The following is a 14,730-nucleotide window of genomic DNA, read 5'->3' on the forward strand; positions in this document are numbered from 1 at the left end:
GTAAAGTTTCTTTATAATTATAAAACATTATATATTCAATTAATTTCGTATAACCCTAATATTAAACATATATTACATTTTAGACAATAGTATATTAAAAAAATATTATCAACTAGATTGACATATTTTTATTGATTTTGTTAAATTATTTCAATAATAGAAAAAGTCCAATAACGTTATTTTATATGTTGGCTACTCTTACAATAGGCACAAAACTAGCGATACATAGTAAACCACCATCCATTCACAAGATTAGCAAATCCACTTAGAAAAATGCCAGATATAAAAAAGACGGCTAGTACTCTGTATATAGAGTGCTAGCCGCCTTTTTTATTAGATAGGTTAGGACGTATTGAACATTGAGCATAAATAAATAGCAAAAGAATAGCGAACAACCAATTTTTAAGTTCTCATCTAAAAAATATATCGCTTGCTATGCCTCGCACCATACTCAAGGATAAACACTGGATTTGCAGCAATGAGTACTCAATTCGACATCAAGAAACTGACCAAGCAAATGACTATAAGTCAGCGCCTATCAGATTCTTATTATAGGCCATATCGCCTAAAAACATGATTGTCTTATCAGGGATGATTATCTTATAACTAAATCTAGTTCATCATATGTTCTCTCAGATTATTTATGAGTAAAGTTGCTAACCCCTTTCTCTCACCTGACTTATTAGTTTCGACACCACACCTATTTACAAACAATTATTTTATTCTAGCAATCAGCACTAGTCGTCTTCTTTTAAATTAGCTATTAATCGCTGTATAGTAGCTTTTAACATAAGTGCATTTTCAACGGGTATACCCTCTAACATTTTATTTTCGAAACTAAAGGCTTTAATCTCGCACTGCTTATAGACGTTTTGGCCTGCTTCAGTTAGTCCAATAAGTAAGATGCGCCCATGATTGGGGTCTTCACCTTTACTTACCCATCCTCTTTCTTCCATAGTCTTGATGATTTGATTCGATGCTTGTGGACTTATAAAAGAGCGTGAAGCGAGTTTAGCATTTGCAGTTTCGCCACGTAAATGTAGATTCGCTAACATAGTAAACTGCGGCAAACTCACACCAATTTCTAATAATGCTTCGCTAAGCTGTTGATGGATAAGTTTATCTAGTTGTCCCACACTGTAGCTAACAGTTGGAATGTTGCCAATGAGCTTATTGAGTTGTAAATCTTTCAATCTGCCTTCCTTACTATTTAGTAGCGTTAAGTTATTTCGCTCTCTATATTAGACTTTCTAACTAAAAATCTTAGCTTATCTAACTTGTTCCCATATAAAGCAGTATTTTCATTCAACCTATTATTACGTATTTTACGTTGGTTCAGAGTGCCTTTATCAGTCTTTTCACCGAGAGACACGCTGGCTGGTGTGTTCATTAGGTAAATACGGGCGATACGTTTTGAGCTTGCATCATAGCCGTCATTAACTTTGTCCATAAAATCGTTAAACCATGCCTGTATTTTGTCATGCTCTAGCACTTGTTTTAAGTCATGATCAAAATCTCCTGTCATATTACGCGCCGCTTTTTCTTTGACAAACACTAAGGCACCGATCTCATCCTTACCTTCACCTGTCAATACCACATCTTCAATCAGCTTATGGCCTTGTAGTACCATACGATTTCGTAATTCGCCAACATTGACAAAAGTGCCTGTCATTAGCTTAAAGTCTTCCGTTATGCGACCGTTATATACTAAGCCATCTGAAAAATTATTAGGGTTATAGAAGGTCACGCCATCACCTGTATGGTAAAAGCCTTCTTCATCAAAGCTATCAAGGATGCCTTTTTCGGTACAGTCATGTCGCCAATAGCCTGCCATGACATGAGGCCCTCGAATACGTAACTCAAGCTTATCTTGTACAGGGACAATTTTAACCTCAACCCCTGGTGCAGGGAAACCAATAAAATTGGCAGTGGTATTCGATGGCCCTGTTGTAAAGGTACATGATGGAGATGTTTCTGTCATGCCAAGACCCGCCATAATGCGGATTTTTTCGCCACAATGTCGATAGCTAATATCACTAAGTCGTTTCCAAAGATCTGGCGACAAGCTCGCTCCACCAAAGAAATACAGATCAACATTTTTAAAAAAGTTGTTGCACAGTACTTCGTCTTCCTCCAAGGCATCAGCAAGCATAGCCCATCCCACTGGTACGTTAAAGTATTTACTCGGAGAGATCTCTTTTAAGTTGCGAATAGTTTCCTCAAAGTGACCTTCAATCGGGCGACCTTCATCAATGTAAAATGATCCACCATTGTACAAGGCAATACCAAGGTTGTGGCTACCGCCAAAAGTATGATGCCAGCTTAGCCAATCGACTAATACAGGAGGGTTGTTTTCATCTAGGCACAACGTTTGTTTAAGCATCTGCTGATTACTACAAAGCATACGGTGAGTGGTCGGTACAACTTTAGGGTTGCCTGTTGAGCCTGAGGTAAAGAGGAACTTTACAATGCTATCGCGGGTCATTTGGTGATGTACTTGCTCAACATCATCAGTGGCGACAGTAGTGAGAAGATCATTTAAATGAATACACTCCTCACTATCAAGCATTCCAGTTGATGTAATGATAGGTTTATCTAGCTGATTACATGCTTTAAGTTGACGCAAAAAGCCCTTTCCATCGCCTGCATAAAACAACCCTGGTGTGACTTTATCAATGACGTACTGCAACTTATCAGGCGTTTGGGCAACTAACGAATACGCTGGGGCAATCAGAGTATATGGGATGTTAGCAAGCATAGCCCCACTCATCAATAAAAATACTTCAAGTGAGTTTTCGGACAATATCATTAACGGGCGTTCCGCTGATAGCTCATATTTAAACAATGCTTGGGCAATGTTGCGAGCCTTCTGCAGTACTTCGCTATAGGTAAGCCTTATCCACTTGCCGCGCTCTCTAGTTGCTGTATTTAGTTCACGTTGGGCAATAAGTATTCTGTCTGGATATTTGTCAGCATATTCATATAGCTTATCAAATAAATAACTTGGGTAGTCGTGTAGTTCTTCGATGGCGTTTATATATACAACCTCACCTTCTTGAGTATTTTTACGGTGAATTTGGACTTCGTGATTGCCGACAGCAACGGTGCGTTCTGGATAAATGTTACAAGTGGATTGGATCATGAACTGCTCCTATTGTTATGATAAGTTTCTTCCTTAAAACATTTCTTATTATAATCAAATTGGATAATGTTTTGGCGTACTGCGCATGGTTATCCAGCGTAATTCGGTAAATTCGCTGATTGAGGCTTTACTCCCAAATCGTCCATGACCGCTGGCTTTGACGCCACCAAATGGCATGGGCGCTTCATCGTCAACAGTCGCTGAATTAATGTGGCAGATTCCGCTTTCAATGCGTTTGGCAATATTCATCGCGCGGCCGATATCTTGACTAAAAACGGCAGAAGATAGCCCAAATTCTGATGCATTGGCTTTGGTAATAGCCTCATTGTCATCAGCAACTCTCTCTAGCGTACAGACAGGGCCGAAAGACTCTTCAAAGTACAGATGCATCTCTGGCGTGATACCTTCCAACAAAACCGGGCTAATGGCGGTACCATCACAGGAATAACTGGTTATGGCTTTGGCTCCTTTATTTTCAGCATCTTTCACCATAGCCATTATACGATCAGCCGCGTGTTGACTAATAACATGGGCAATGTGGACTTGCTCAGTTGGTAAACCTGTAATAAAACTGTCAATCTTGGCCTTGAGGTGTTCGATAAGCTTATCAGCAACTTTTTCGTTGACCAGCACGCGCTCCGTGCTCATACAGATTTGCCCTTGATTAAAGAAGGCTCCGAAGGCGATAGCATTGGCAGCCTCTTTAATATCAGCATCCTCACAGACAATAACAGGCGCTTTTCCTCCTAACTCTAGTATCACAGGTTTTAAATATTGGGCACATTGTTTGGCAATTATTTTTCCGACATGGGTCGAACCTGTAAAATTAATACGTTTGACAGCTGGGTGAGCGATTAAAGCCTTTACGACGCTTGGTGCATCTTCACTACTATGAGTTACCAAGTTGACCACACCTTCACCGAGGCCTGCCTCATTTAGGGTTTTGATGAGTAGTTCATGAGTAGCAGGACAGTGTTCAGAGGCTTTAAGCACTACCGTGTTACCACAAGCAAGTGGCATCGCTAGGGCTCGAGTGGCCAATATAATAGGTGCATTCCAAGGTGCCATACCGACGACCACACCGCAAGGTACACGCAAAGCCATGGCCATTCGACCTTCGACATCGCTTGGAATGATATCGCCTTGAATTTGAGTGATCATACCTGCAGCATCGCGTAGCATATTGGCCGCTACTTGGACATTGAAGCCATACCATGCACCACTTGAACCCATTTCTGTCATACCAATATCAATGAATGCTTGGGCGCGTGAAGCAAGTAAGTCTGCAGCCTTGAGCAAGCGTAGGCGTTTTTCACTTGGAGGCAATGCTGACCAAATAGGAAAAGCGGCGGCGGCGGCCTCGATAGCTCTATTGGCATCTCCTACTTTTGCGGCAGATGCGCTGGTCACTATCTCACCTGTCATTGGACCGACATGACTAAAGGTACTGTTGTCCATTGCGGGGCATGATTTGCCATTAATAAACAGCTGGGCATGATACATATTGGAATTCCTTTTCCAGAGAGGAACAGAAGTGATTGACACTATTCTTGTTTTATTGATTAAAAAAATTTCCGAAGACCTTTATCAACAAAGGAGCTTAGAAAATAACACTGCATAAAAAATTCACCTTCTCCTCTTCACAGAAGAAAAGGTGAAAAATCTATCGCTTATAGGTTTGCAAACCTGGCTTGATAGTTTTTTCGTCTAAGAACTGACGCATACCTTCATCGCGACCATTTTCTGGATCACGCATGAGACATTGGTCAAGCTTAGCATATAGGTAGTCTTCGTTCTGATCCCATGTAAGCTCTCGGCAGCGTTTGAAACCATTTTTCGCATAGCGTAGAACAACGGGATTTTTTTGTAGTAGTACTTTAGCAACTTTCTCTACTTCGGCTTTCAGTTCATCAAGTGGCACGCTTTTATTGACTAAACCCATTTGTTCGGCTTTTTTGCCTTTAAACGGTTCGCCCGTCATGATGTAGTAGAGTGATTCACGATGGCCTACAGTGTCTGCCATAGCCTTGCTAACAAGATTACCTGGTGGAATGCCCCAGTTGATTTCTGATAGACCAAATGTGGCTTCATCAGCACAGTAAGCGAGATCGCACGCCACTAGCGGTGAAAAAGCGCCACCAAAACACCAGCCATTTACCATCGCAATAGTAGGCTTATTGTACATACGTAATAGTTGCCATTGCCATCTGCAAGCATCTCTACGTGTTTTTTCTTGAGCAATTTCAGGTTGTCCATCTGTCTCACGGAAATACTCTTTTAGATCCATACCAGCCGTCCAAGCGCTCCCTTCGCCAGTGATAACTACAACGCCAGCATCTGGATCCTGCTCTAGCGTTTCTAATACATCTATCATTTCTCGGTTGAGCGTTGGACTCATACAATTGCGTTGATCTGGACGATTCAACGTCACCCAAGCGATATTTTCGGTGACATCTACCTTCACGGTTGTCCAGCGGTTTTCATAATCTGACATAGTATGCTCCAGTGTTTGATTAAGTTTCTTGATACTTACAAGCGTTTTTATTTAAGCAATTAGTACCAACCAATATTATCAACAAACTTAATAACTTGTAAAGCTCTTGAGATAAATATATTTAGTCGAAATATATCTAAAAAAGTAGTAATTTTTACCTATTTTATTTATTAGTCTTTGATATTATTATTCTTTTATAATTAATTTAAGTTCTCATTGGTATTTCATTCTTCTTTTTAACTCGATTAATTTGGTTATAAATAGATAAAATTAACATTAAAATAATAAACCTAGTTGATAACATTAGTCAGTATTACAAGAGGGTGTTAGAGAAATTGAGCGTTGTTATACAAGTTGCGAAAACGATTTTGCAATGACGTTTTATAAAAAAAGCCATATTATCTTGATGATAATATGGCTTTGAAATTTATCATTATCTGAATATTTTGAGAAGGTTATATCCAATAACCTATTGTAGCGATTAACCCAACAATACCAATGATATTGCTGGAAATGTCACTAATACTACTAACCTGATCAAATCAGAGACAATAAATGGTGCTACCCCGCGGAACATATCAGACAATTTAATATGCGGTGCCATTGCCTTGATCACGAAGATATTCATGCCCATAGGTGGTGTAATAAGCCCAAGCTCTACAGTTAGTACAGCAATAATACCAAACCAAACTGGATCAAACCCCAATGCTAAGATAATGGGATACACCACAGGGATCGTAATCACCAACATTGCCAAGGCATCCATAAACAGGCCAAGCAAAAAGTACATGATTAAAATACTGATCAAAATGATCATTGGACTAACATTCAACCCACCAATCCAAGCGGCTAGAGAACTTGACAATTGCGATACTGATATAAAATAACCCAGCGCCTCTGCGCCCAAAAGCATAAAGAACACGACCGCTGATAATGCCAGTGTCTCAACTAGTGATTGCTTAAGCCCTTCCATCCGCATGCCTTTAACAAAGGCATAAGCCCAAGAAACAAAGGCACCCACTGCTGCCCCTTCTGTTGGGGTGAATAATCCAAAGAAGATACCCGCAATAATCACAATAAAGATAAAACTAAAGGGTATTAGGCCAGTCAGCGACAATAGCTTCTCTTTCCAAGACGTTGACTCACCGCGGCGTGCTAGGTGCGGTTTCCAGCGTACCATGATCATGACTGTGATTGAATACATCACCATGCCGAGCATACCTGGTAAGAAGCCTGCGATGAACATATCACCCACAGACTGCTGGGTTAAAATGGCATAAACCAGTAAAGCAATACTGGGCGGAATCATGATGCCAAGTGTACCACCTGCGGCTAAGATACCGCAGGCAAAGCCTGGCTGATAGCCGTACTTCTCCATTTGCGGCAGGGCCACTTTAGTCATGGTAGAAGCAGTGGCTAAAGAGGAGCCTGAGATGGATGCAAAGATACCAGAAGAGCCGATACCTGCAATACCTAGACTGCCCCTTACCCCGCCAAATATGGTGCGAGTAGCTTCAAACAATTTGCCTGCCATACCTGAGTGAGTAGCAAATACCCCCATTAGAATAAATAGAGGGATGGCACTAAAATCATATTTGGCTAAGACATCAACTGGGATGTCTTTGAGCATTTGTAGAGCACCACTTGATGTCGTCACTGCCCCAAATCCTACGAGCCCAACCCCTAACATTGCTAACGCTACTGGAACGCGCAACATTACCATTACGATCATACATAACAAACCGACAGCACCAATAATTTCTGGACTCATGCGCCTGTCTCCTCGGCGTCAAAAAATTCGCCTGTTTTAAAGATGTTGATGGATTCGATTAGGGAGCGTATGGCAAGCAAGACACTTAAAAATGCGCTTACCAAGAAAATAGGCATCATTGAGATTCTAAGGTCTTGTGTCATATTGCCGTGTTCAAGGGCGTCAATGGCACTCTCATAGAGACCCCAAGCAAAAACGATACCAACTAGAAAGAAGCCGATCATGAATGTCCCCATTAAGTAGCCTTTAATAGACTGTGGCATTTTTTGGGTAAAGACATCGACGATAATTTGTGAGCGTTCAACAAAAGCAGCAAAGGCGGCAAGCAAAGCAAATAGCATGAAGTAGGAGACAATCTCAACGCTGCCTTTTACGGTAAAACCAAACTCACCGCCAGTAAGTTTGAAAACATACCGGGTGACCACGTCTATAATAGTGACAAGAACAATAATGATTAAACTAATGCCACCAATAAATTGACACAACCTAGAAATAGAATTGCTAAGTTTAATTAAGAATGCCATGTGACACCTCCCACTTAATCATAATAGTCTGCTCTATTATCAAAGTAGATAGGACGAGTAGCTGGCACTGCGGTGAAAAATGGATTCTCTTCATCATAGACTCCTTTCCTGATGGTAAAGACTGTTTCTTTTTTATAGATTAGATTATTTTAACTGTGAACATATGACTTTAATAATTTTGCCCCAGTCTTGGCTTGTAACTCATCAAAGCTCAATCCATCTACCATGTCACGAATCACTAAGCCCTGTTCAGTGACATCAATCACTGCTAAGTCAGTATAGATTCGATTGACACATCGCTTGCCTGTGATAGGTAGCTGCAATGCTTCGACAATTTTGGGTTCGCCATTTTTGCTTACATGATCCATGATGACATAGACTTTCTTGGCACCCACGGCAAGATCCATCGCGCCGCCAACGGCTGGAATATCTTTTGGTCGACCCAAAAACCAATTGGCAATATCACCATTTTGTGCTACTTCAAAAGCCCCAAGTACGCACAAATCAATATGTCCACCGCGGATCATAGCAAATGAGTCGCCATGATGGAAATAACTGCCGCCATCGAGCAGCGTGATGTATTGTTTGCCTGCGTTGATTAAATCGCCATCTTCGTGACCTTCAGCAGGCGCAGGACCCATACCTAGGACACCGTTTTCGCTATGCAAGAAGATGTCTTTGTCTTTTGGCAAAAAATCGGCGACTCGAGTGGGCTGCCCAATACCCAAATTGACATACATACCTTCTTCGATATCTTGAGCAACACGCTGAGCAATCTCATCAACAGAACGTGGTGTATAATCACTCATCATCTTTCTCCTTCAGTCAAGACAACGTCATGCACAAAGATACCTGGGGTAATAATGTGTTCAGGATCTAGGTCTCCCAGTTCAACCACTTCGCTAACTTGAGCAATTGTATGATGAGATGCTGCTGCCATAATGGGACCAAAATTGCGTGCCGCTTTTCGATACGTTAAATTACCCCAGCGGTCACCCTTAAAGGCTTTGATAAGCGCAAAATCGGCTTTAATTGGGTACTCTAGGACATAATTGATACCATCAATTGTCCGCGTCTCTTTGCCTTCAGCCAATAGCGTCCCATACGCGGTTGGCGTATAGATGGCACCAAAACCACTGCCGCCCGCTTGCATACGCGCCGCTAGTGTTCCTTGCGGTACTACTTCTAGCTCGATTTTTCCTGTTCGATACAGATCATCAAAAATATATGAGTCATGCTGACGCGGAAATGAGCAAATAATTTTGCGCACACAGCCTGACTTTAACAACAAGGCCAATCCTGTCTCGCCATTGCCGGCATTATTGCTAACGATGGTTAAATCCTTTGCATTGCGTTCAATCAGCGCATCAATCAGTTCTGTAGGTTGACCTGCCAAGCCAAAGCCACCTATTAAGATGGTTGCCCCATCATTAACCTGACTCATGGCTACACTGGCAGAGTCTGTCACTTTATTTAACATCGAATCATCCTCTATAAAAATATTGAATAACTAAAGCTTTACTATCTATTCCAAGGCTTCAAAGGGCAATCCAACATAGTTTTCAGCAATAGTCGCCTTGCCTGCTTCTGAGTGAATAAAATAATCAAATTCAGCTTGCTGTACTCGAAAATCAAAGCGACCTGCACTCTGAAAGCGATGCAATAGCATGGTCATCCACCATGAAAAACGTACGGCTTTCCAAGCCCGCGCTAAGCATATCTCTTGATAGCGAGGGATAAGATCGGTGCGCGCATCTTCATATATTTTTACAAATAAGCGAAACGCTGTTTCCACATCGCTTGCGGCCAGATTTAAGCCCTTGGCCCCTGTTGGCGGTACGATGTGCGCGGCATCTCCCAATAAGAATACCTTGCCATATTGCACCGTCTCACAGACATAAGAACGCAGCGGTGCAATACTCATCTCAATGGCAGAACCAGTCACTAAGCGTTCAGCCATCTCTGGTGGAATACGGCGCTTAAGCTCCGCCCAGAATTTTTCTTCATTCCAGTTTTCAATTGTGTCGGTATCTGGCACTTGAATATAATAGCGACTGCGAGTTGGAGAACGCATAGAGCAAAGTGCAAAACCGCGTTCATGCGCGCAGTACACCAACTCGTCGTTCACAGGCGGTGTGTCACTCATGAGCCCAAGCCAACCAAATGGATAAACTTTCTCGTACTCTTCTAATTCATTAGATGGGATAGATTTGCGCGAGACACCATGAAACCCATCGCAGCCTGCAATGTAGTCACAGTCTAAATGATGGGATTCGGCATTATGCTGATAGGTCACATAAGGGTTTTCTGACTCGATATCATGCAGTTCGACGTTTTTAGCGTCATATATCGTCACGCCGCTCACTTTTTCACGGGCTTCCATCAAGTCACGCGTGACTTCGGTTTGACCGTAAACAACGACGTGCTTACCGCCACTGTATTTTTCGAGATCGATATGATAATGATCACCTTGAAAACTAAAATCTGTGCCAGTATGAATCAGTCCTTCTTTATCCATACGTGCACCAGCCCCTGATTCGCGAATGAGGTTGACAGTACCTTGTTCTAAGACGCCTGCACGAATACGTCCTAGAACATATTTGCCCGTTTGCCGTTCTAAAATAACGTTGTCGATACCTGATTTAGTGAGTAATTGACCCAGTAACAGACCTGATGGGCCAGCACCAATAATAGCCACTTGGGTTTTGTGTTTCATAATATCCCTTTTCTTACCTATTACATCCTTGTTTGTACTGCCATTTTTTATCAAAAACAAAACACCTTATAAGGGCTTGGCTCTAAAAATCAAAAAAGACCGTTTCACCCTCACCTTGCAAGTAAATATCAAATCGATAACGCGGTTTGCCATCGCTTGGTTCTTTTTTGGCGATCAGGGTTTGGCGGCGCGTCGGTGATGGCACCGAGCTTAGGATCGGACAACTTTCGTTAGCGGTGACTTCATCTTCAAAATAGGCACGGGTTTGTAGATGGATATTGATTCCACGGGCAAAAATCGCAAGATTGACATGCGGCGCCATTAATTTACCATCAAAATCAACGGGGCCGGGTTTGACGGTATGAAAATGAAAATCTCCATCTATGGCACAAGCACTACGGCCAAACCCACTAAAGGGCTGTTTGTTATCAAAATTACTGATGTAGTTGCCATCACTATCAGCCTGCCATATTTCAATTAAAGCATCATGCACTAAGTCACCATTGCCATCATAGACATGCCCGACCAGCTCAATGTGTTCTCCTTTAGCATCCGCTTTTGCCAAGTCTTGCCAAATCTCATCTGACCGCGATTCAAAACCTGCAATCTCTAGTGCCAAACCGATATGCACAAAAGGCCCTGCGGTTTGGGAAGCCGTTTCATGCAGCAAACCGGTGTCATTTTGTAACTTGTATTGGCTATACATGTTCTACTCCTCAAAATAGGTTTGTAAGGCACCGCGAACGACAATATCAAAACGATAAGCCAGATAATCCATCGGACGGCTCATCGGCATATCTAGGCGAGCGATCATAGTCTCAACTGCGTCAGGGTCTTTTAAAGCCCCCACAATTGGACACAATGGAATCAGCGGATCGCCTTCAAAATACAGTTGGGTAATCAGTCGCGTTGAGATTGAAGCACCCATGACCGAAACGTGAATATGAGCAGGACGCCACGTATTGATCCCATTTGGCCATGGATAAGGGCCAGGACGCACGGTGCGAAAACGGTAACACCCATCGTCATCCGTAAGACAGCGGCCAACCCCGCCAAAATTGGGGTCAAGGGGGGCAAGATAGCTGTCCTTTTTATGACGGTAGCGACCTCCTGCATTGGCTTGCCACATCTCAATCAAGGTGTTAGGTACTGGCTTGCCAAACTGATCAATCACGCGACCATGTACAATAATGCGCTCACCAACTGGTAAGCCTGCTTCTGTACCTTCTGTTCGAAAGTTCATTAATAGGTCATTATCGTAACGTCCAATGTCCAGTCCATTAAAGACAGGACCGCTACGCTCGGATGGGCTGGCATGCTGAATGCTGACCAAAGCCTCCCTCGGTGAGCGCAGTACAGATGTTTTATAGGCTGGCGTATACTGCGCAGGTTGCCAAGCGCGGTCACGAACCAAAAAATAAGGGTAGTGTTGACTCATTATAATTGTCTCCATGTTTATCAATAAACGTTGTAGGTTGCGTGTTCCTTACGAGAGTCAGCTTAAGACAGTGACTCACCCCATCCATTAGCTTTTGCCAAAGAAAAAGCATGGTTAGCAGCTGGTACACCAGCGTATATAGACACATGCATTAATACTTGGCGTAATTGATCTTCATTGATACCCAAACGGTGAGCGGTACGCAGATGCAAGCCTAACTCACCATCACGTCCTAGTGCGGCCAGTATCGCTGTCGTAATCATGCTTCTTTGTTGCACAGTTAGGCAGTTGTCACCCCACAATTCTCCCCACGCATGGCGAGTGATAAATTGTTGAAAAGGGTTATCTAACGTTGTGGCATTTTTAGAGGCTTTGGCGACATGATCTTCACCAAGGATGCGCTTACGTTGTATTAGACCTTGCTCGTAGTCAATGCCTGTCTGACCAATCGTTTCACGAGCAGGATGTGTTTGAATACACTCAACCAATTGGCTTAACGCCTCAATGGACGGCACATGACCCACATTTTTAAAGACCCTCAAGCTTGCATCAGCAAATTCAGCTCTCAATGTTTCTAAAGCAGCAGTGGGGGTAGATACGTCATCCGCCCCTGCTATCAAGACAACCCTGTCGGTATAAGTAGATAGTTTTCCACGATTATCGACTTGTGCTAAGGCTTCGCAAAGCTTGGCATAGCTTTCATCATCGTTGCGTGACAATTGCACTTGCCAGCCTTGCAATACTTCAGGGTTTTGTTTTACATAGCTTGGTGAGAACCAACGTGGCACAATTTGATCGGTCATGTTAACCAAACCTAGGCTACGGACTTTAGCCGCGCGTTCTGCCCATGCTTCTTTTGTACCAATCACAGCGCCTGTATTGGTCAGCCATACTTGCTCTAAGCGCTCGGCTGCCAGCTGGCACAACGACTGGCCAATCACGCCGCCGATGGATGTACCAATAAAACTAAAACTTTCAATGTCTAACGCATCAGCAAGTTCAAGCACGTCTTGCGCCAATGTATCTAGCGATAAGTCCTGCTGGGCCACATCACTACTGCCATGCCCAGGCAAGTCCCAGCGAACACAGCGATAATGACCGTGCAATTGATCGCAAACCTGATCCCATACAGCGCAGCTCATCCCTAAAGGGTGCGCCATAAATAACGCTGGCAAATAAGCCTCACCACTGTCTTTATACGCTATAAGGTGCGTGTCTGTTCTCAAAAATGCCATGATTATTCTCCTACTCTTGATACGACCAAAGCAATGCCCTGACCAACACCAATACACATGGTACAAAGTGCACGATCTTTTTTGATGCGTTGTAATTCATAAACTGCTGAAATCAAAATACGCGCGCCAGAAGCGCCTAATGGATGACCTAAGGCAATAGATCCACCTTTAGGGTTGATACGCGGATCGTTATCATCAAGCCCAAGCGTACGTGAGCACGCAAGTACCTGCGCCGAAAACGCTTCATTAAGCTCAATGATGTCCATATCATCCAAGGTCAAGTTGAGTCGTTTTAACAGCTTTTCGGTCGCAGGTACAGGCCCTATACCCATAATTTCTGGTAGCACACCTGCTGTTGCCATGCCTTCAATTTTTGCCATTGGGGTCAAGCCATATTTTTTTACTGCTGCCGCGCTCGCGATTAGCATGGCGGCAGCACCATCATTGATCCCTGAGGCATTACCAGCGGTGACCGTACCGTCCTTATAGATAGGACGCAATTTTTCTAAAGCCTCTATAGTCGAGTCTGGGCGTGGATGCTCATCGGTATCGACGATGAGTGCATCTTTCTTGCGTCTCTCGATAGTGATAGGGGTGATCTCAGCCGCCAGTAGACCGTCATTTTGCGCGGTGGCCGCTTTTTGCTGCGACCATAGTGCAAAGCTATCTTGATCAGCGCGTGAGATATCGTATTTTTTAGCCAAATTTTCAGCCGTCTGTGGCATGGCCTCTGTGCCATACATAGCATCTAGCTTTTTATTGATAAAGCGCCAGCCCATAGTCGTGTCTTGCAAGGTTTGGCTGCGGTCGTAGGCTTTTTCAGGCTTACCCATGACAAATGGTGCTCTGGTCATCGACTCAACGCCGCCTGCCAGTACCAGATCCATCTCACCACTGGCTATCGCGCGAAATGCGGTGCCGACCGCATCCAGACCTGAGCCGCATAATCGATTGATGGTATTGGCAGGTACAGTCTCTGGTAGACCTGATAGCAACACACTCATGCGCGCCACGTTACGGTTATCTTCGCCGCTTTGGTTGGCACAGCCTATAAAGACATCTTCAATCGCGCTGTGATCAAAGTCAGGCGCATCATCGATTACCGCTTTAATGACTTGCGCTAACAGATCGTCAGGACGGATATCGGCCAGAGCGCCGCCATAGCGACCCACTGCTGAACGTTTTGGATGACAAATATAAACGGCGGTCATGGTTTATTCCTAGATAATTTGATAAACTATAATTGTTCTTAATTAGAATTTTTGTTCGTATAATGAATTAAATTACACCCTTTTTTTTCGCTTGTCAATCGAGTTATTTCATATCTTATTCAATTACATATCGTATCTAGCATTTCCTTTATCACTGGGACTATTGAAAACATGACGGATGACTTGTACAACAACAAAA

13 protein-coding genes are annotated in these 14,730 nt (G+C 43.1%); all 13 read right to left on the minus strand.

Going from position 1 to position 14,730, the window contains the following annotated elements:
• Positions 1–737 precede the first annotated feature (737 nt).
• The 13 genes from AAJP47_RS01430 to pcaF all read right to left on the minus strand — a co-directional run bounded on the left by AAJP47_RS01430 (position 738) and on the right by pcaF (position 14,531).
• Positions 738–1,193: a MarR family winged helix-turn-helix transcriptional regulator gene (locus AAJP47_RS01430; protein WP_346716125.1), complete on the minus strand. Its 456-nt coding sequence runs from the start codon at positions 1,191–1,193 to the stop codon at positions 738–740.
• A gap of 26 nt (positions 1,194–1,219) precedes the next feature.
• Positions 1,220–3,142: a feruloyl-CoA synthase gene (locus tag AAJP47_RS01435; protein ID WP_346716126.1), complete on the minus strand. Its 1,923-nt coding sequence runs from the start codon at positions 3,140–3,142 to the stop codon at positions 1,220–1,222.
• A 54-nt stretch (positions 3,143–3,196) separates the two neighbouring features.
• Positions 3,197–4,645, minus strand: coding sequence for an aldehyde dehydrogenase (locus AAJP47_RS01440; RefSeq protein ID WP_346716127.1), 1,449 nt, complete (start codon positions 4,643–4,645; stop codon positions 3,197–3,199).
• Between the two features lie 160 nt (positions 4,646–4,805).
• Positions 4,806–5,636, minus strand: a complete 831-nt coding sequence (locus AAJP47_RS01445; protein WP_346716128.1) for a p-hydroxycinnamoyl CoA hydratase/lyase — start codon at positions 5,634–5,636, stop codon at positions 4,806–4,808.
• Between the two features lie 481 nt (positions 5,637–6,117).
• Complete coding sequence (locus tag AAJP47_RS01450) at positions 6,118–7,407, minus strand: TRAP transporter large permease (RefSeq protein ID WP_346716129.1); 1,290 nt, start codon at positions 7,405–7,407, stop codon at positions 6,118–6,120.
• A complete protein-coding gene (locus AAJP47_RS01455; protein WP_346716130.1) occupies positions 7,404–7,931 on the minus strand; it encodes a TRAP transporter small permease in 528 nt (175 codons plus the stop codon). The genes AAJP47_RS01450 and AAJP47_RS01455 overlap by 4 nt, the downstream gene beginning before the upstream one ends.
• 149 nt (positions 7,932–8,080) lie before the next feature.
• Positions 8,081–8,740, minus strand: coding sequence for a 3-oxoacid CoA-transferase subunit B (locus AAJP47_RS01460; RefSeq protein ID WP_497198666.1), 660 nt, complete (start codon positions 8,738–8,740; stop codon positions 8,081–8,083).
• Positions 8,740–9,411 (minus strand): 3-oxoacid CoA-transferase subunit A, encoded by a 672-nt coding sequence (locus AAJP47_RS01465; RefSeq protein ID WP_346716132.1) that lies wholly within the window; start codon positions 9,409–9,411, stop codon positions 8,740–8,742. Before AAJP47_RS01465 ends, AAJP47_RS01460 begins: the two co-directional genes overlap by 1 nt.
• A 45-nt stretch (positions 9,412–9,456) precedes the next feature.
• A complete protein-coding gene (pobA, locus tag AAJP47_RS01470) occupies positions 9,457–10,650 on the minus strand; it encodes a 4-hydroxybenzoate 3-monooxygenase (RefSeq protein ID WP_346716553.1) in 1,194 nt (397 codons plus the stop codon).
• A gap of 79 nt (positions 10,651–10,729) precedes the next feature.
• The gene (pcaG, locus tag AAJP47_RS01475) at positions 10,730–11,353 is read right to left on the minus strand and encodes a protocatechuate 3,4-dioxygenase subunit alpha (protein WP_346716133.1); all 624 of its coding nucleotides are present in this window, start codon (positions 11,351–11,353) and stop codon (positions 10,730–10,732) included.
• Between the two features lie 3 nt (positions 11,354–11,356).
• Positions 11,357–12,085, minus strand: a complete 729-nt coding sequence (gene pcaH / locus AAJP47_RS01480; protein ID WP_346716134.1) for a protocatechuate 3,4-dioxygenase subunit beta — start codon at positions 12,083–12,085, stop codon at positions 11,357–11,359.
• A gap of 62 nt (positions 12,086–12,147) precedes the next feature.
• Positions 12,148–13,320 (minus strand): alpha/beta fold hydrolase, encoded by a 1,173-nt coding sequence (locus tag AAJP47_RS01485; RefSeq protein ID WP_346716135.1) that lies wholly within the window; start codon positions 13,318–13,320, stop codon positions 12,148–12,150.
• A 2-nt stretch (positions 13,321–13,322) separates the two neighbouring features.
• Positions 13,323–14,531, minus strand: a complete 1,209-nt coding sequence (gene pcaF, locus AAJP47_RS01490) for a 3-oxoadipyl-CoA thiolase (protein ID WP_346716136.1) — start codon at positions 14,529–14,531, stop codon at positions 13,323–13,325.
• Positions 14,532–14,730 lie beyond the last annotated feature (199 nt).

The sequence above is a fragment of the Psychrobacter halotolerans genome, from assembly GCF_039680845.1.
Lineage (GTDB): Bacteria > Pseudomonadota > Gammaproteobacteria > Pseudomonadales > Moraxellaceae > Psychrobacter.